The sequence below is a fragment of the Brevibacillus sp. B_LB10_24 genome, assembly GCF_046036945.1.
Classification (GTDB): domain Bacteria; phylum Bacillota; class Bacilli; order Brevibacillales; family Brevibacillaceae; genus Brevibacillus_C.
Map to the genome: position 1 here is coordinate 73259 of NZ_JBJQOQ010000006.1, position 18011 is coordinate 91269.

The 18011-nt window shown below is 53.1% G+C and carries 16 protein-coding genes; 3 read left to right on the forward strand and 13 right to left on the reverse strand.

What is annotated here, in order from left to right; translation table 11 throughout:
* Positions 1–135: 135 nt before the first annotated feature.
* The 3 genes from ACI7RC_RS08000 to ACI7RC_RS08010 form a co-directional block, all read right to left on the reverse strand.
* Entirely contained in the window at positions 136–1485 is a 1350-nt protein-coding gene (locus tag ACI7RC_RS08000) for an MFS transporter (RefSeq protein WP_408107713.1), read from the reverse strand.
* A 129-nt stretch (positions 1486–1614) separates the two neighbouring features.
* Positions 1615–2136: a hypothetical protein gene (locus tag ACI7RC_RS08005; protein ID WP_408107714.1), complete on the reverse strand. Its 522-nt coding sequence runs from the start codon at positions 2134–2136 to the stop codon at positions 1615–1617.
* 92 nt (positions 2137–2228) lie between these two features.
* Positions 2229–3968, reverse strand: coding sequence for a sigma 54-interacting transcriptional regulator (locus ACI7RC_RS08010; protein ID WP_408107715.1), 1740 nt, complete (start codon positions 3966–3968; stop codon positions 2229–2231).
* A 162-nt stretch (positions 3969–4130) separates the two neighbouring features.
* Here ACI7RC_RS08010 and ACI7RC_RS08015 point away from each other — a divergent pair, with 162 nt between their 5' ends.
* The 3 genes from ACI7RC_RS08015 (at position 4131) to ACI7RC_RS08025 (ending at position 6347) form a co-directional block, all read left to right on the forward strand.
* Positions 4131–4316: a hypothetical protein gene (locus tag ACI7RC_RS08015; protein ID WP_408107716.1), complete on the forward strand. Its 186-nt coding sequence runs from the start codon at positions 4131–4133 to the stop codon at positions 4314–4316.
* 65 nt (positions 4317–4381) lie between these two features.
* The gene (locus ACI7RC_RS08020; RefSeq protein WP_408107717.1) at positions 4382–4984 is read left to right on the forward strand and encodes a DedA family protein; all 603 of its coding nucleotides are present in this window, start codon (positions 4382–4384) and stop codon (positions 4982–4984) included.
* Between the two features lie 13 nt (positions 4985–4997).
* Positions 4998–6347, forward strand: coding sequence for a TrkH family potassium uptake protein (locus ACI7RC_RS08025; protein WP_408107718.1), 1350 nt, complete (start codon positions 4998–5000; stop codon positions 6345–6347).
* A 54-nt stretch (positions 6348–6401) separates the two neighbouring features.
* On the opposite strand, the gene ACI7RC_RS08030 is transcribed toward ACI7RC_RS08025, so the two are convergent.
* The 10 genes from ACI7RC_RS08030 to ilvC all read right to left on the reverse strand — a co-directional run bounded on the left by ACI7RC_RS08030 (position 6402) and on the right by ilvC (position 17977).
* Entirely contained in the window at positions 6402–8177 is a 1776-nt protein-coding gene (locus tag ACI7RC_RS08030; RefSeq protein ID WP_408107826.1) for a S8 family serine peptidase, read from the reverse strand.
* 196 nt (positions 8178–8373) lie between these two features.
* The gene (locus tag ACI7RC_RS08035) at positions 8374–9648 is read right to left on the reverse strand and encodes a TRAP transporter large permease (RefSeq protein WP_408107719.1); all 1275 of its coding nucleotides are present in this window, start codon (positions 9646–9648) and stop codon (positions 8374–8376) included.
* Positions 9645–10157: a TRAP transporter small permease gene (locus ACI7RC_RS08040; RefSeq protein WP_408107720.1), complete on the reverse strand. Its 513-nt coding sequence runs from the start codon at positions 10155–10157 to the stop codon at positions 9645–9647. Before ACI7RC_RS08040 ends, ACI7RC_RS08035 begins: the two co-directional genes overlap by 4 nt.
* Positions 10158–10179: 22 nt before the next feature.
* Positions 10180–11259, reverse strand: a complete 1080-nt coding sequence (locus ACI7RC_RS08045; protein WP_408107721.1) for a TRAP transporter substrate-binding protein — start codon at positions 11257–11259, stop codon at positions 10180–10182.
* 27 nt (positions 11260–11286) lie between these two features.
* Entirely contained in the window at positions 11287–12189 is a 903-nt protein-coding gene (locus ACI7RC_RS08050; protein ID WP_408107722.1) for a hydroxymethylglutaryl-CoA lyase, read from the reverse strand.
* Positions 12189–13391, reverse strand: a complete 1203-nt coding sequence (locus tag ACI7RC_RS08055; protein WP_408107723.1) for a CaiB/BaiF CoA transferase family protein — start codon at positions 13389–13391, stop codon at positions 12189–12191. The genes ACI7RC_RS08050 and ACI7RC_RS08055 overlap by 1 nt, the downstream gene beginning before the upstream one ends.
* 10 nt (positions 13392–13401) lie before the next feature.
* Positions 13402–14070, reverse strand: a complete 669-nt coding sequence (locus ACI7RC_RS08060; protein ID WP_408107724.1) for a GntR family transcriptional regulator — start codon at positions 14068–14070, stop codon at positions 13402–13404.
* A 169-nt stretch (positions 14071–14239) separates the two neighbouring features.
* Positions 14240–15340 (reverse strand): 3-isopropylmalate dehydrogenase, encoded by a 1101-nt coding sequence (gene leuB, locus ACI7RC_RS08065; RefSeq protein ID WP_408107725.1) that lies wholly within the window; start codon positions 15338–15340, stop codon positions 14240–14242.
* A 61-nt stretch (positions 15341–15401) separates the two neighbouring features.
* Positions 15402–16934: a 2-isopropylmalate synthase gene (locus tag ACI7RC_RS08070; RefSeq protein ID WP_408107726.1), complete on the reverse strand. Its 1533-nt coding sequence runs from the start codon at positions 16932–16934 to the stop codon at positions 15402–15404.
* Between the two features lie 47 nt (positions 16935–16981).
* Entirely contained in the window at positions 16982–17977 is a 996-nt protein-coding gene (ilvC, locus tag ACI7RC_RS08075; RefSeq protein WP_408107727.1) for a ketol-acid reductoisomerase, read from the reverse strand.
* Positions 17978–18011 lie beyond the last annotated feature (34 nt).

The following is an 18011-nucleotide window of genomic DNA, read 5'->3' on the forward strand; positions in this document are numbered from 1 at the left end:
ACTGAATTGTCGATGGATATTAGCAATTCCCGTGCCAGCCTGAAGTTGCTTTTGAAGTCAGTCGGCCCCAAGGCACTGGCCCCGCCGGGCAATGCGCTGATGCATTACTCAGGGCGTCCCGCCTGAGCCATACGCCTATCCGGCTTCTCTGCCGCCAGTCGAGCCGTCGACCGGGGTTTCGGCAAACTCCTGGTTCGCACGGTCCTTCAAGCCAAAGACAGCAATGATGGAGATCACGCAGGCGGCGATGATGTAGAGACTGATCGGGACCGTGCTGCCATACGTGTGCAGCAGGTAAATGGAAATCATCGGTGCGAGTCCTCCGCCGATCACCGAGGCCAGCTGGTAACCGAGGGATGCGCCGCTGTAACGCAGGTGTGTCGGGAAGTTTTCCGCGATCAGTGCCGCCTGCGGTCCGTATGATATGCACGGCCCGACGATCGACAGGGCAATTCCGAGAATCACCAAACCGGGTACAGTCGTATTGATCAGGCTAAAAAACGGAAACGCGAACAGAATGGTAAGGACCGATCCCAAGATGTATACCTTTTTTCTGCTAAACTTGTCTGAGAGATGGGCGAACAGCGGAATCAAAACGATCTCCACAAGCGGAACAGCCAAAAGGGCATTGGTGAGGAACTGTTTCTCCATCCCGAGCTGCTCTGTCCCGTAAGCAATGACAAACGTGGTAAAAATATAGAACGGGACTTGTTCGGTTAAACGGGCGCAAGCAGACAAGACGATTTCTTTGGGATGCTTTTTCACCACTTCCAGCACCGGTTGTCTGGCTACCCGCTTTTCCTGCTTCAGCTTGGAGAATTGCGGCGAATCGACGATTCCCAGTCGGATATACAACCCGATCGCGATCAGAACAAAGCTGACGAGAAACGGAATTCTCCATCCCCACGTGTCAAAGCTGTCACCGAACAGGCGAATACAGAAAGAAACGGTCAGGGTAGAGGTCAGCAGGCCGATCGGCACCCCAAGCTGGGTCATGCTGCCCATCAGTCCCCGGCGCTTTTTGGACGCCCATTCCGTCGACAAGACGACCGAACCGCCCCATTCGCCGCCGACGCCAATTCCCTGGCAGACCCTTAGCAGCACCAATAAGAGAGGGGCCGCGATCCCAATGCTCCCGTAAGACGGCAAAAGTCCGATCAATGTGCTGCTGATCCCCATTAGCAGAAGCGTCGTGACCAGTGTTGCCTTGCGCCCGATCCGGTCGCCGTAGTGCCCAAAAATCATCGCGCCTACCGGCCGCGCCAGAAATCCTAAAAAGAACGTCGCAAATGATTGCAAGACGGCGATATAGGGGTCAGACTCCGGAAAGAACAGCTTGGGAAAGACTAAGGCAGACATCGTGCCGTAAAGAAAGAAATCGTACCATTCAATGGAGGTTCCGACGACACTGGCAATCGCGGCTTTTCTCACCTGTTTCTTGCGAATGGCTTCACTTGGACTGTGCCGTTTGACTTGATCTGACATAGCTACATACCCCCTGTGTGATGTTCGTTTAATCCGCATTCAAGCTGTAATCGTTTAAATATTTCGTTAATTATTGCCAGACATCATGCACACGTGCATGACAAATGATGTCCTGATGCATGGTGCATATCAGCAAAGGTTGCGATTGTTCCATCTGCGGACGACCATCTTTAGCCATTCGATCCGGGAGATGAGGACCATCAGCGAATGTTCATGCCACAGGTAAAAAAAGGAATCCTCCCCCTGCCGGTCCAACTTTTCCATGATCATCTGCACCCGGGCTTTTTCTGCCTGTAATTCCACAGCCCACCTCTCCAGCATGGTTTTTTGCTCCGCCAGCCCCAGGGAAGGCAGGAACAGCATCTTTACCGGCAACAGCAGCCCGATTGCCAGTGAACACGGGTCTGTCGGGTGCTGTCTGATCTGTTCGGCAAGGACTTCCAGCCCTCGGTCGTTAATCGACAGCTCGTCTTGCTCAAGAATCAAGCACCTCTGCTTGAGCCTGGCAATCCCCTCGTCCAGTTGTGCAGCTGACTGCGGGCCGATCAACCCGGCCATTTTGTCCTTCAGCGCAGGACGGGATTGCGGCTGATGGTGAAGCAAACCCAGCAGCAAGAGTTCTGCAACCGTTTCGTCTTGAAATGAGATCATGCAAACCACCTCCTCTCTCCTCAGAAAGGGAAGGAAGCAAAAATCATGCCTGCCGCCTCATTCATCGGGCAGGACCGAAGCGTGAGAGATCGCTACTTGTTTTTCATGTATTTATGTACTTTGCGAATAGCGGTTGATTGATTGATTCCCAAGACTTCCGCCACTTTATACGAGCTTTTATACTGCTGATACGCCTTTCGGACCAACTGCTCCTCCATCTCCTCCTGGGCTTGTTTCAGCGGGCAGATTCCCTGGACCAGGATTATGGAGTCAGCCGCCCTCTCCGATTTCTTCACGAGGCTGTCAGGCAAGTCCTGCAGCGTGATAAGCGTTCCTTCGGTTGTCACGACCAACCGCTCGATCATGTTTTCCAATTCACGCACATTTCCCGGCCAAGGATACCGAATCAGGGCGTTTTCCGCCTCCAGTGCCAACTGTTTGGGAAGCTTGTACTTTTCACAGAACTTCTTGATAAAATAGTCGATCAAGTACGACACGTCTTCGGGCCGGGCCTTTAACGGGGGAATGTGAATGGGGATGACATTCAGCCGGTAGTAGAGGTCTTCGCGAAACTCACCGGCTGCGACCATTTTTTCCAGATCCCTGTTCGTTGCTGCGATAATCCGCACGTCGATATCAATCGATTTCCCGCTGCCGACCCGGTTAATTTTTCGCTCTTGCAGGGCCTTCAGCAATTTCACCTGCAGATTGGCAGGCATTTCGCCAATTTCATCCAAAAACAGGCTGCCACCGTTTGCCTGCTCGATCAAACCTTTGCTTCCTTCTTTTCGGGCCCCGGTAAATGCTCCTCCCTCATATCCGAACAGTTCCGACTCGATCAGCGCCTCCGGTATGGCGCCGCAGTTGATATGGACAAAAGGACCGTCTCCCCGCTCGCTGTTTTTGTGAATTGCATAAGCGATGACTCCTTTTCCTACGCCAGATTCCCCTGTAATCAGGACAGTAGAATCCACCTTGGCGATCCTGTGCACCAGCCTGAGGATTTTTCGCATGTTGGGGGAGTAGGCGACGATATCTTCCTGCGGCTGATAAAACTGCTTTAGTTCCTCCAGTTCTGATTTATAGGTTTGCAGCAAGACTTCTGTCCGTTCAATCTTGTCACGCAAATATCTGATCTCTGTCAGATCGCGGGATGTGAAGATGATCAGCGTCATGTTGCCCTCTTCGTTAAACACCGGGTTGGCGATGACATGAACTGTCTTACCGGTCTTGGTTCGTTGAATCATCGAAACCCGCTCTTTCCGCTCTTTGACAATGGGATACAAAGCCGGAGAATACAGGCCCCTTTCGCTTAACTCGTTCGTGTTCTTGCCGATCATCTCTTCCGCTTTCATTCCGTAAAGAGCCTCGCCGGCAGGGTTTACCCGCAGGACGGTCCCGTCTCCATCGGTCACAAAAATTTCGTCAAACGAGGAATTGATGATCATCTCCAGCTCCAGGTTCAACATTTCAACCTTATGCAGCTGCTCAAAAACCTGGTCCAGTTCACTCGTGTTCTTCAACAGGCATACGGCTTCCTTCCCGTCTGAAGTCACGTGCAGCGAAAGAGAACAGAGGAGCCATTTCCCCTGGACCTCGACGCTCACATCCTGGACGCTTTCCCCTGTCTCGAACACCCGCTTGAGACTGGCGTCATGAGAGAATATGTCAGCAAACGGCTGGCCGACCAGTTCGCCGCGATTTCGCGCCAAGAGTTCCTCTGCCATTCGGTTGTTCACTTTAACGGTGCCATCCTGATCGACGATCATGACCCCCAGCGGGAGCACATTGAGAATGGATGCAGGCAGCTCTCGTTCATAACTGTTGTTCATATCATTCCCCCAGCCAATTGTATTCGTTATGACTTATTTATAACATATCGTCAGAAAATTTGGTAATTGTGGATTTGGCATAACAATTCATACGTGTCAATCAAACTCGGAAATGGTTACCTAATTTGTGGTAAAATACTCCCATGGGTGAGGTGAATTCGCATGTCCTTTGGAGCTATTGTCATTGAGTGGAACAACCTGATACTGCAAGCAGCAATCATGCTTATTTTGATCGTTATGGCTGTCGGAATCGCAATCCTGTTTTCAAAAAAATTAGGGGGCAGGCAGGGGAAGGCAGAAGAGCTGGAAGCCGGTTCGGAGACGATCGAACAAGAACACAGCAAGTGAAGGAACCCGAAAAATCGGTGTTATTTTCCTACTTTGTCCGATATACTAGCATGAGGTGATTTTGCTTGATTGCGAGTGTATGGGATGCTGTCGTCGCACTGGTGCAAAAGCTGGGTTACCCAGGCATTTTTCTCGCGCTCGTCGCTGAAGGGATGGGACTTCCTTTTCCGGGAGATGCAGCTTTGGCGTTCTTCGGCTTTCTCTCCAGTGCGGAGCAATTCGATTTGGGATATGTCATCCTGTTTGCTTCACTTGGCAGCGGCACAGGTTCGTTAATCACCTTTGCACTGGGCAAGCTATACGGACTGCCGCTATTAAACAGATATGGAAAGTACTTCCTTATTTCTGATCACTCCATTCAGATGACTACCCAGTTCACAAAAAAATACGGCCCGCTGGTGCTGCTCTTGGGCCGCTTGCTGCCTGGCGTACGGACGCTCTCCTCGTATGTCGCCGGCGTCGGAAACATGAGTTGGCTGGCTTTCACTGTCTACAGTTTTGCCGGCTTTTTTCTGTTCTGCGTGTTCTGGATCAGCGTAGGGTATTATCTCGGGGAAAATTGGAGACTGGTCGTATTGATGATAAAAGACTACTTGGTAGGAGCTGCAATCGCGGTTATACTACTAAGTGCAAGTGTCTACATCTGGAGAAAACTACGCTTAAGGTAGAGGAAGCGATACCATGTTCTCAAAAGTCATCAATAACCTCAGGCACGATCCGCCCAAAATGCTGGTGCTCGGCTTTGCCGTCATCATTGTCATCGGCGCCTTTTTGCTCACCTTGCCGGCAGCTACCCGCAGCGGTACAGGACTGTCCTGGATTGACGCGCTGTTTACCGCTACTTCTGCCACTTGTGTCACAGGTTTGGTCGTCGTTGATACAGGATCCACTTTCACCCTGTTCGGCCAGTTGGTGATCCTTAGTCTGATTCAGGTAGGCGGCTTGGGCTTCATGACCTTCGCTACCTTCTTCGCCATGTTGATTCGGCGAAAAATCTCGTTAAAGGAGCGTCTGCTGCTCCGCGAATCCCTCAATCAGATCTCGATCGAAGGAATTGTCCGGTTGGCCCGGATGGTCATCATCTTCACCGCGATCATCGAACTGGCCGGGGCACTCCTGCTGGCTGTCCGCTTCGCTTTTGACATGCCGCTCGGCCAAGCACTTTACTTTGGACTGTTTCACTCGATCTCCAATTTTAACAACGCCGGCTTCGACATATTGGGCCACTTTAACAGCTTGACTATCTACGTAGAAGACCCAATTGTCAATCTGGTGATCCCAGCCCTTATCATTCTCGGCGGGATTGGCTTTATCGTCATGGCAGAGATGTATGAGTACCGCCGCCATAAACGGCGCGTTTCCCTACATACAAAAGTCGTGTTGACGACGTCGGCCTGGCTGATCATTGCGGGAACCGTCGCCATTTTTGCCCTGGAGTACAACAATCCCAAGACGCTGCAGCCGCTTTCCATGCTGGGAAAATTCTTCGGCTCCTTCTATCAGTCGGTAGCGGCCCGAACGGACGGCTCCAATACGATCAGCATCGGTGATATGCGTCATTCGTCGCTGTTCTTCATGATCATCCTGATGTTCATTGGGGCATCCCCCGGTTCCACGGGCGGCGGGATCAAAACGACCACGTTCGCCACCCTGTTGGGTGCGGTATGGGCGCAGGTAAAAGGCAAAGAGGACGTAATTTTCTTCCGTCAGCGAATCCTGCCCCATATGATCTACAAATCGCTTACGGTCACCGTGAGCAGCTTGTCCATTGTTATCGCCTCATCGATGATTCTTTCGATAACCGAGCAAAACGTCGACTTTTTGACGATCCTGTTCGAATCGACTTCAGCATTCGGCACGGTGGGCCTCTCGATGGGACTCACACCCCACTTGACCGATGTCGGCCGAATTGTCATCACGCTCACCATGTTCGCCGGCAGGGTAGGGCCGCTGACGATCGCCTTCGCGCTGGCGCAGCGCAAACAGAAGGAGTACTACCGCTTCCCGAAAGGAAAGATCATGATCGGGTAATCGGGTAAACAAACATCGGCACACGATCATGTGCCGATGTTTGTTTCGTTCGGGTCAAGCCCCTGCAGCTCTCAGTTGTTCGTCTGCGCTGTCTCGGCCACCCCCTGCGGCCGCAGAAATCGCCGAATCCCAATCGGCTTGCCAGACTCCCGCGATTTGCTCCACCACTTGCAGGGAATTCGTCAAGACAGCATGTTCACGCGTGGTATATAAGTCGCGATGCCGCCATTCCCCGCTGCCCAGCAGCACCCTGGTCTGATCAAACAGGGCGAAGGCGGTGTACAGCGGCCCGGCTTGCCCGGAATCGATGTGAAAACTGCGGATTTCCGCTCCCTTTTCGGCAAGGAAGTGAATCGTCTCCGCGTTCTCCGGATGTCCCGCGTCAAGCAGGATGCGCATTTTCACGCCCCGGCTGGCTGCGTTTGCCAATGCCGTCACAATCGTCAAATCCGTGATGCGCGGGACTTCGACCGCAATCTCCGAAGTCGCTGCGGCAATCTCCCGTTCGATGATGCCGGCGATTTCGGGTGTAAAGGCAACTGAAATATACGACTCGTCCTCACCCGCAGAAACGGCGGGAGCCTTGGGTGCTGCGAGGGCATCCAGCGCATCTGCCGCTTGCACAACCCCCTTGCCTGCTGTATTGGGATTGTGAAACAGATCCTTTGCTCCTGCCAAGAGTGCTGTTTTGATCTCGTCCGGAGAAGCTTCCGGCTTCGCTTCATACAACAGCGCCACGGCACCTGCACAGATAGGCGTTGCCATCGATGTTCCGGAAAGCGCGACGTACTGTTCCCCTACGCGCCGTTCGGGATAGGTCTTGTCGAGCGTCGAGCCCGGGGAGCGCAGCGATATGATGTTCACTCCCGGGGCGACGATATCCGGCTTGGTCAAGCCGTCGATCGTCGGTCCTCGGCTGGAAAAAGGCGCCGGCTTATCATCTGCAAGCGGTACAGTACGCTTGTCATCCACCGCCCCCACCGTAAGCAGCAGCGGGTGAATTCCCGGTGAACTGATCGTCCCGGTTCCCGGCCCTTCATTGCCGGCGGCTACACAGACGAACAGTCCGGCTCGCCACGCTTTCTCCAATGCCTGGCAAAGCGGGTCATCGCGATACGATTCACTCGCCGGGCCGCCAAGCGAAAGGGATAAAATGCGAATGCCCCATTGGTCTTTATGCTGAACACACCACTGTATGCCGTCGATGATATCTGAGATCGAGCCCTGCCCGCTTGCGTCCAGCACCTTGACCCCGACTAGCGAAGCTTCCGGAGCGGGGCCTTTATACTTGCCCCCGCTGGCACTCCCGTTGCCGGCAGCACATCCGGCAACATGTGTACCGTGGCCGTTATCGTCATATGGCTTGGTTTTTCCCTGTATCACATCGTAAAAAGCCACGATACGATTCTGAGGTACAGTCAAATCGGGATGTGCGTAAATACCCGTATCCAGGATGGCGATCGCAACATTCTTCCCGGTCCATCGGCTGCTAATCTCCGGTGTAACCCCGATGGACGGTGTGGCGACGTCGAGCAGGGCATGCATCGTCCGGTCGAGATGCACCCGATGGACGTGGTGGCTGCTGGCAACCTGTCCCAAGATTTTTACCGGCAGGCGGATGACAACAGCGTCGATAATCGGCAGTTCCTTGATAATCCTGCATCCGCAATCTTGTACAAACTGGTTGAGGATGTCACATGTGCTCTGGCCATCATCGATTTTACGCTGAATCAATACGGTGATTTCTTCATCCAGGCCCTTGGCCTGAGCCAAACGCTTTTGCAACTGGGCATCACACTTGTGCAAATGATCACGTAAAACGCTGTCCATTTGATACACCTGAAACTACCTCCTTTAGCTTGATCGGTATTATCATAGGTCCTGCTACTTTCAACATACCATTTTTTGGACATCAATTCACTAAGACTATCGGACCAATTCTGAATTATCAGATTTTTATTCGCACAAAAACCCCTCCAAACCGCTGACCCGCAGCAGATGGAGGGGCTATCCGACGATATTTGATTTACTTCACATTGTCTACCAGGAACGTAACCAGTCCCGGTGCAATCGATAACAGTACGATGAACAGAATCATAATCACGACGTAAGGCATGGAGCCTTTGACAATGGTCGAAATCGAGGAGCTCGGATCCACACCCTTAAGGACGAACAAATTGAGTCCGACGGGCGGAGTGATCAGGGCCAATTCCATATTTACGACCATGATGATCGCAAACCAGATCGGATCAAACCCAAGCGCGGTAATGATCGGATACAGGATCGGCAAGGTAATGACCAGGATCGAGACTGTTTCCAGGAAGCAGCCCAAAATGAGCAGCACGATGTTGATCAGAACAAAGATAACCCACTTGGAAACCGGCCAGGCCGTTGCCAGTTCCGTCAATTTTTGCGGTATTTGCAGAGAGGTCAAAATAAACCCGAACAGCATGGCGCCGACAATAATGAACAGAATCATCGCATTCGTCTTCACCGTGGAAAGTATGATTTTTTTCATGTTTTCCAGCGACAAGCTGCGGTACACCAATCCTGCGATCAAAAAGCTGACGACAACACCGACGGCGGCAGCTTCTGTAGGAGTGAAGATACCTGTATAGATACCGCCGATGATAATGACAGGCATCAGCAATCCCCAGATGGCCTTGCGGGTAGCCTGGAGGCGTTCTCCCCACGTCGCCGGCGCCTCTTTGATATGCCTCGTCTTCCACGATGCGAACACCATAAACAGCAGAAGCAGCAGCAGCCCGGGGATGACACCTGCGATAAACAGCTTACCGACCGACTCGCCAGTCACCGATCCGTAGATGATCATCGGCACGCTGGGCGGAATCAGGATGCCAAGCGTTCCGCCTGCCGCCATCATGCCGAGTACGCTTTTTTTATCGTAGCCCCGCGCGGTCATTTCGGGTATCGCAACCATCCCGATCGTAACCGCCGTCGCTACACTTGATCCGGAGATCGCGGAAAAAATCGCACAGCACGTCAGCGTCGCGATCGCCAAACCGCCGGGCAGATGACGAAACCACTTGCTGGCCATATCGTACAGCTCTTTGCCCACGCCGCTGTACAAGAGAACCTGGCTCATCAGTACGTACATCGGCAATGCGCTCATGGTAAAATCGTCCAGTGATTTATACGCAATAATCGGGATTTGCGACAAGCCCAGCGCTCCGCCGTTAAACAGATACAACCCGATCGCTGCGATAAAACTGAGCGCAAAAGCCACAGGAAGTCCAATCAACAGCAAAACGGCAAAACCGCCTGAAAAAAACGAAATCATTCTAGCTCCTCCTCCTGCTCTTTGCCGTTCATCGTGTCAATAAATTGGAGCAGAAAGGAGAAGCAAAGCAAAATTCCGCCCAATGGAAGGAGCATTTCCGGAATGTACATGGGAATCCTCAGCAGAGAGGCAGATGTAAAACCAAATTCCTTGCTGCTGATGACGTGTTCCCATCCGTATACCGTAAAGACGATGCTGAAAATTAACCCGATCACGCAAGTAACCATCAGCAGGCCTTTCCGGATCGGAGCGGAAACATTGTGAAGCAAGAGGTCCACTCTGATATGCCCGTTTCTCCTGAGTGTGTATGCCGCTCCAAAGAAACAGCTTCCGATGATGGTGTATATCGAAAGTTCCGTTGCCCAGATCGTCGGAGCGTTAAACAGGAAGCGGGAAACGACCTCGTAAAAGATCATTCCTGTCGCGCAAAGGATAAAAATACCAGCCACAAGTCCGCCCAGCGTGATGATTCGGTCCAGACCTGCGTATACCGACTTTAAATGCTTCATGATCCCCCTCCAAGATGTTGCGTTACTGTAAGCTCTCTACTAGCTGGATCAATTCTTTTCCGGTATCGCCGCTGTTTTTCAGATATTCGTCGACAGCAGGTTTTCCGGCTTCTTTCCATACTGGATAGTCGCTTTCAGGCACGACGTAAACTTCCATTCCCTTTTCTTTCAGCTGCTCTGCCGTCTTCTTATCCTCCTGCTCTGCCTGCTGGCGAATCCAATCTTCCGTCTCGCTGGCTGTCGTCGCGAGCAGCTCCTGTGTTTTTGGCGGCAGTCCGTCCCAGAACTTCTTGTTTACCGCGAGCAAAAATTCCAGATAAGCGTAGTTGGCAATCGTCAAATACTTGGACACCTCGTCGTACTTGCGCTGTACCATCGCGGTCGTTCCAGAGGTAGCGCCGTCAATCGTATTGCGCTGGAGCGCCATGTAAACTTCGCCCGCTCCCATAAAGACCGGAGCTGCCCCGTATCCCTGCAGCATGGCAGAAGGAATTTCCCCGATACTGCGGAATTTCAGCCCCTTGAAATCAGCAGGGGACTTCAGCGGTTTTACGTTGTTGGCAAATTGGGCGTAACCGTAGTCAGCGTACATGAGGACTTTCGCCCCTTTTGCCTCCATATGTTGATTCAATTTTTCGCCAATTTCTCCCTTCAGCGCTTTTCCGGCCAGATCATATGTAGGGAAAGAGAACGGGACATCAAAAATCCCCATCTCCGGTACTACCGATGCCCACAGTGTCGATGAGTTTACCCCCATTTCGACACCGCCCGTCAAAATCGCCTGGTTCATCTCTTTGTCACTGAGGAGCTGTCCTGACGGGTATACTTGAATTTTTACTTTTCCGCCGGACCTCTCCGTCACCTTCTTGGCAAAATCCTCCACCCCTCTGGATACGTGGTGATCCTGCGGCAGATTATAGGCGAGGCGGATCGTCACTTCTTGGTATTCATCTCCGCCTTGTGCGGCTGTTTGTCCTGCTCCTGCCTCGGTTTGCGGCTTGTTCTCGGCTGTCGGGGCCGCTCCTCCTCCACACCCCGCAAGCACAGATCCTGCCAGCATACATCCGGCCAGCAACGTTGTCCATATTTTCCGACTCTTCATACAAATACCCCCTGTAATTATGCAGCTTTAGATCGTCAACTGATTTCTGTTTTCCACCAGGCGGATTCTGCCCAGCGGATTTCTCTTTGAAAGACTGACAGCAAAATCGGAAGCTTCCAGCAGCCGGGAAAAATCGATACCCGTTTTGACGTTCATTCGCTCAAACATGTAGACCACGTCTTCCGTCGCCACATTTCCTGCGGCTCCGGGTGCAAACGGGCAGCCGCCCAATCCGCCGGCGGCAGCCTCAAACAAGCGAATGCCAGCCGTGTAGGCAGCGTATGTATTGGCAAGCGCCAGCCCCCTGGTATCATGCAGATGGATGGCGACCGAATCTGACCTGCTGTACTTCAATACCTTGCTGCACAGACTGTACACGTGATCGGGGACAGCAATTCCGATCGTATCGGCCAGCCCTACTTCATCTGCACCTGCTTTAAAGGCCGCCAGAGCAAGCGAAAGGACTTTGTCCTCGTCCACTTTTCCCTCGAACGGGCAGCCGAAGCTGGTCGCAATCGAAAAACGGATTTTCACGCCAGCCTCTTTCATCAGGGGCACGAGCTGCGTGAACGCCTCGAAATTCTCCTCAATCGACTGATTGATGTTCCGGGCGTTAAAGGTCTGACTGGCTGCCGTCACCCAGTTCACTTCGTCTATGCGCTGTTCGCTCGCCCGTTCAAAACCTTTCCGATTCGGCACCAGCGCACCGAGGGAGACGTTTTTGTACCCCTGCAGCTTCCGCATAATGTCGGAAGCGTCTGACATTTGCGGAACCTTTTTCGGGTGAACGAACGACGTCGCTTCCATCCGCGTGATCCCGGCATCGAGCAGCTTGTCTATCAGCTCCAGCTTCTTTTCCGTCGGGACAAACTCCGCCTCGTTCTGAAGTCCGTCCCGCGGACCAACTTCAATAATCTGCACCTCAGCCATTAAATCGCCCCTTTTTCTTTTAATTCGGTGATTGCTTCCTGGCTAAACTGCAGCAGCCCCTCGAAGATTTCCTGATTGTGCTGACCAAGTTTTGGGCCGCTCCACTCCAGGTCTCCCGGCGTTTCCGACAGTTTCGGCACGATGCCGGGTACAAGGACCTTCCGACCGTCCGGCAGGGTTACCGATTTCAGCATCTCTCTTTCCTTGTAGTGCTCGTCTTTGACAATGTCTTCAATGCTGTAGATCGGTCCGACTGGAACAGCAGCCTCATCCAGCCGCTTTTGCACCTCGGCAAGCGGATACTGCTTCGTCCAGTTCCCAATAACTTCGTCGAGAAAGTCTGCATGTTCGGCTCGCCCTTGATTGTCTGCATATTGCGGGTCTTCGGCCAAATCCCCTCTACCGATCGCGTACATCATCCGTTTGAAAATGCTGTCGCTGTTCGCCCCGATGACGATATACTTGCCATCGGCACATTCGTATGTATTGGACGGTGCAATACCAGGCAGGGTGCTTCCCGTACGCTCACGAACAATCCCCTTGAGGTCAAATTCCGGCAAAATCCCTTCCATTAAACTGAAAACGGATTCATATAAAGCCACATCAACCCATTGACCTCGTTTTTCCGGATGGTTGTTTCGCGCTTGCAGGGCGAACATCGTACCAATCACCGCGTACATGCCGGCCACGATATCGCCAATGGCGATGCCAACCCGAACAGGCGGGCGGTCGGGAAATCCAGTCAAATACCGAAGACCTCCAATTGCTTCTCCCACACTGCCAAATCCCGGTTTGCTGCGATAAGGCCCGGTTTGTCCGTAGCCGGAGATACTGGCCATGATCAGACCAGGGTTGATTGTCGACAGTCTTTCGTAATCAAGGCCCCACTTTGCCAGTGTCCCCGGGCGGAAATTTTCGATAATAATGTCTACTTTTTCTACCAGGGATCGGACCACTTCCTGTCCTTCTTTCAGGCGCATGTCTACGGTAATTGATTTTTTGTTCCTTGCCTGTACATACCACCAGATGGATGAATCCTCATGCATGGCACGCCAGTTGCGAAGCGGGTCACCCGTTCCCGGTGCCTCAACCTTGATCACCTCAGCGCCAAACTCAGCGAATATCTTTCCCGCGAAAGGAGCGGCGACAAGTGTGCCAAGTTCCAGCACCCTAAGCCCTTCCAGTGGTTTCTTCCTCTGCATATTGATCTCCCTATGTGTTTAATTCTTGATAGGATTTTAAATATAATCTGTAATCCGTACGAATATGCTCCTCCATCAACTTCTTTGCCCCTTGGCTGTCCTGATCGGCAATCGCCTGCAGAATAGCGGCATGCTCGTCAACGACTGTTTCCGGACGTTTTTCCTGGGTGCGAATGATCACATTTCGATAGAAGGAAATCAACACCTTTAAATCCCGCAGCATTTTCACGAGATAAGGATTGGCGCTTGCCTCTGAAATCAAGTGATGTATCTCAAAATTCAATTCGTGGATTTTGATCGGATCGCTTTGATGGTTTGGATTCTTCGTCATCTCCAGCAGTTCCTGCAGCCGCTCCACCTGCGCTTGCGATCGCCGCTCAGCCGCATACATCGCGGCCGCCGGCTCCAGGTTGAGCCGACATTCGTACAGGTAAGAAAAATCCTCCCATTTTGGCTCGTAAACCGTCACCCCCCCTTGCTGCTGCACCACCACCAATCCATCTTTTTCCAAACGGCGGATTGCCTCCCGAATCGGACTGCGGCTGACCCCGGTTTCTTCAACGATCCTCTCTTCGATCAGCCTTTGCCCCGGTGCTAATCCTCCAATCAGGATTTTATCACGCAGATATTCATACACCTGGGATTGGAGCGTCTCTGTCCGCTTAATCTGTTTTTTCATCTGACCCCGACCCTTCATTTTTGAATACTGCATTCTGTATACAAAGATATTTCCATCATATTTTATCGCTTTAGAACAGTCAATATATTTGTTTATCTTTTCATCATTGCGCCGAGCGACAAAAAAGTGGCCTCGATCAGGAAATGATCGAGGCCACTGTCTTACCTGTTTAGTTTGCCGCTGCCTGTTTTGCCAACTCATCCAGTACCAACCGGGTCATTTCTGCGGTACCGACCGCCTTGCCTGGATCGGATGAGATGTCACCGGTGCGATGGCCGGCATCGAGTACGGCCGAGACGGCTTTCTCTACTGCTTCAGCTGCGGCATCCAGGCCCAGCGAGTAGCGAAGCATTAAAGCCGTAGAGAGGAACGTCGCCAGCGGATTGGCAATTCCTTTTCCGGCGATATCCGGAGCCGAGCCGTGAACCGGTTCGTACAGGCCGAAGCTGCCTTCTGCCAGGCTGGCCGAAGCCAACATGCCGATCGAACCAGTCAACATGGCCGCTTCATCACTGAGAATATCGCCAAACATGTTCTCCGTAACGATGACGTCGAATTGTTTGGGCGCCCGCACCAGCTGCATGGCACACGCGTCAACCAGCATGTGCGTCAGCTCTACGTCCGGGTAGTCTGCCGCTACGCGCTCAGCCACTTTCCGCCACAGGCGGGAGCTTTCCAATACGTTGGCTTTGTCGACGGAGCAGAGACGTTTGCCGCGCTTCCGGGCGATATCAAAGGAGACACGCAGAATCCGTTCGATCTCCGCCTCGTTGTAAATAAGCTGGTCTTCGGCTACTTCAGCGCCGTCTGCCGCCTGGTAGCGCTTTTTCTCGCCGAAGTAAATCCCTCCGGTCAGTTCGCGAACGACCATCAGATCGACGCCGGAGACGACCTCCGGTTTCAGCGAAGAAGCCTCAACCAGGCTCGGGTGCATCGTCGCCGGACGCAGGTTGGCATAGAGCCCAAGGGCCTTGCGGATGCCGAGCAGTCCCGCTTCCGGGCGCAAATGGCCTGGATTTTGGTCCCATTTCGGGCCGCCTACCGCACCGAGCAGTACCGCATCCGCCGCTTTTGCCAGTTGGAGCGTCTCCTCCGGCAGCGGTGTACCGTCCTGATCAATCGCACATCCGCCGATGCGGCCGTAGGTGAATTGGAATGAAACATCGGATTGTTTCGCTACTTGTTCCAGCAATGTGACCGCTGCCGCCGTAACCTCAGGCCCAATGCCGTCGCCGGACAGAACCGCGATCGTAAAAGATTTCTTTGTCATAGGCCACTCATCTTTCTTCCTTATAATTATAGATCATGCCCGTTCCTGCCGTTTCGCTGCCCTATACGCTGGCAACCAGTGTCTCACCGCGCCGCTCAATGATTTTGTTGACCGCTCGCACGTAGGCGATCGCACTTGCTTCCAAGACGTCGGTACTGACGCCGCGTCCCTGAACGATCAGATCTCCCTGCTGCAGCCGGACGTACACTTCGCCAAGCGCATCCTTGCCGTGTGTGACGGAGACGATCTTGTAATCGGCCAGCGTTACATCTTCGCCGGTAGCGCGGTCAATCGCCTTGTAGATGGAGTCGACTGAACCATTGCCGCAGGCTGCTTCTTCCAAAACGGTGCCGTCCTGACGCAGCAGGCGGACACTGGCAGTCGGAACGGACAGGTTGCCGTAAGAGAGCTGCACTGACTCCAGTTTGTATGCTTCAGCCGAGCCGGACATCTTGGAATCGACGAGCGCAACGATGTCGTCGTCGCTGACTTCTTTTTTCTTGTCGCACAGTTCTTTGAAAGCGATGAAGGCGATGTCGATTTCCGCCTGTTCCAGATGGTATCCCAGGTCGGCCAACTTGTCTTTGAAAGCATGGCGTCCGGAGTGTTTGCCGAGAACCAGCCGGTTTGATTTAAACCCGACCGTTTCCGGACGGATAATCTCATAGGTCGTCGCCTCTTTCAAGACGCCGTCCTGGTGAATGCCGGACTCGTGGGCAAAAGCGTTCGCCCCTACTACTGCTTTGTTGCCGGGTACAATCATTCCCGTCAGGCGGCTCACCAGCTGGCTTGTGCGGGCAATTTCACGCAGGTTCAAAGTGGTCACAGCCTGGAAAACGTCCTTGCGGGTCTCCAAAGCCAGGGCCACTTCCTCGATCGCCGCGTTGCCGGCACGCTCGCCGATGCCGTTGATGGTCCCTTCGATCTGTGTCGCGCCCGCCTCAATCGCAGCCAGCGTGTTGGCGACTGCCAGCCCCAAATCGTCGTGGCAATGGCAGCTCAGCTTCACTTTTTCGATGCCCGGCACCAGTCGGAACATCTCCCGGAAGATATTGCCGTATTCCTGCGGGGACAAGTATCCGACCGTGTCAGGCAGATTGATGACGGTCGCTCCCGCCTTGATCGCCGCCTCTACGACCTCGGCAAGGTACGGAATCTCCGTACGGCCGGCGTCCTCGGCGGAGAACTCGACATGCTGCACGTATTTTTTAGCGTGCCGGACGGCGGCAACCGCTCGCTCCAGCACCTCTTCCTTGCTCATGCATAGCTTATATTGACGGTGAATCGGCGAGGTTGCCAGGAACACGTGAATCCCGGCATCATTCGCGCCTCGCACCGCTTCGTACGCCTTGTCAATATCTTTTTCATTGGAACGCGCCAGGCTGATCACTGTCGCATTTTTTACGCGGGCGGCTACTTCAGCCACGGAGCGTAAATCCCCGGGGGAGGCTGCCGCAAATCCGGCCTCGATGCGAGACACGCCTAATCTTTCCAATTGGAGGGCAATTTCCACCTTCTCATTCAAGCTCAGGTTTACGCCTGGAGACTGTTCGCCATCTCTCAATGTGGTGTCAAAAATCTCGATTGTACGCATCCTCTTTCCTCCTCCGTTAATTTACTGTTGTTCCTTTTTTCGGGTGATTACTTGTCTTTGTTGATCCAAGCCATCATATCGCGGAGCTTGGAACCTACCTTTTCGATGCCGTGTTCTGCCTCGATGCGGCGGCGAGCGTTAAAGCCAGGGCGATTTGCCTGATTTTCCAGGATCCAATTGCGGGCGAAGGTTCCATCTTGGATCTCAGCCAGCACTTTTTTCATCTCTTTGCGAGTCTCTTCCGTGATGATGCGGCGTCCTGTGCTGTAGTCGCCGTATTCAGCCGTGTCGCTGATCGAGTAGCGCATCCGGGCCATACCGCCTTCATACATCAGGTCGACGATCAGTTTCAACTCGTGCAAGCACTCGAAGTAAGCGATTTCCGGCTCATAACCTGCTTCCACCAGCGTGTCGAAACCGGCTTTGACAAGCTCAGTCACACCGCCGCAGAGAACTGCCTGCTCACCGAACAGGTCGGTTTCTGTCTCTTCGCGGAAGCTGGTCTCGATGACACCTGCACGGGTGCAGCCGATGCCGCTGGCGTATGCGAGTCCCAGTTCATGTGCTTTGCCGGTCGTATCTTGATAGACGGCAAGCAGGCCGGGAGTACCGAAGCCTTCGGTATAGGTGCGGCGAACGAGGTGACCCGGGCTTTTCGGTGCGACCATCACGACATCTACATCTGCCGGCGGAACGATTTGGCCGAAGTGGATGTTAAAGCCGTGGGAGAAGAACAGGGCTGCTCCGGATTTGAGGTTCGGTGCGATTTCTTCATTATAAACTTGTGCCTGACGCTCGTCTGGCATGAGGATCATGATGAGGTCAGCCTGTTTTGTCGCTTCTGCTACGGTAAAGACTTCAAATCCGTCTTCCGCTGCCTGGTTCCAGGATTTACCTTGACGCAGGCCGATGATGACGCGGCATCCGCTGTCGCGAAGATTTTGCGCTTGGGCATGGCCTTGGCTACCGTAACCGATCACTGCGATCGTTTTGTTTTGCAGTGCCGCCTTGTTAACATCAGATTCGTAGTACATTTTTACCATTTTCATTTCCTCCCTTGTTTCGCAAACCGGTTAA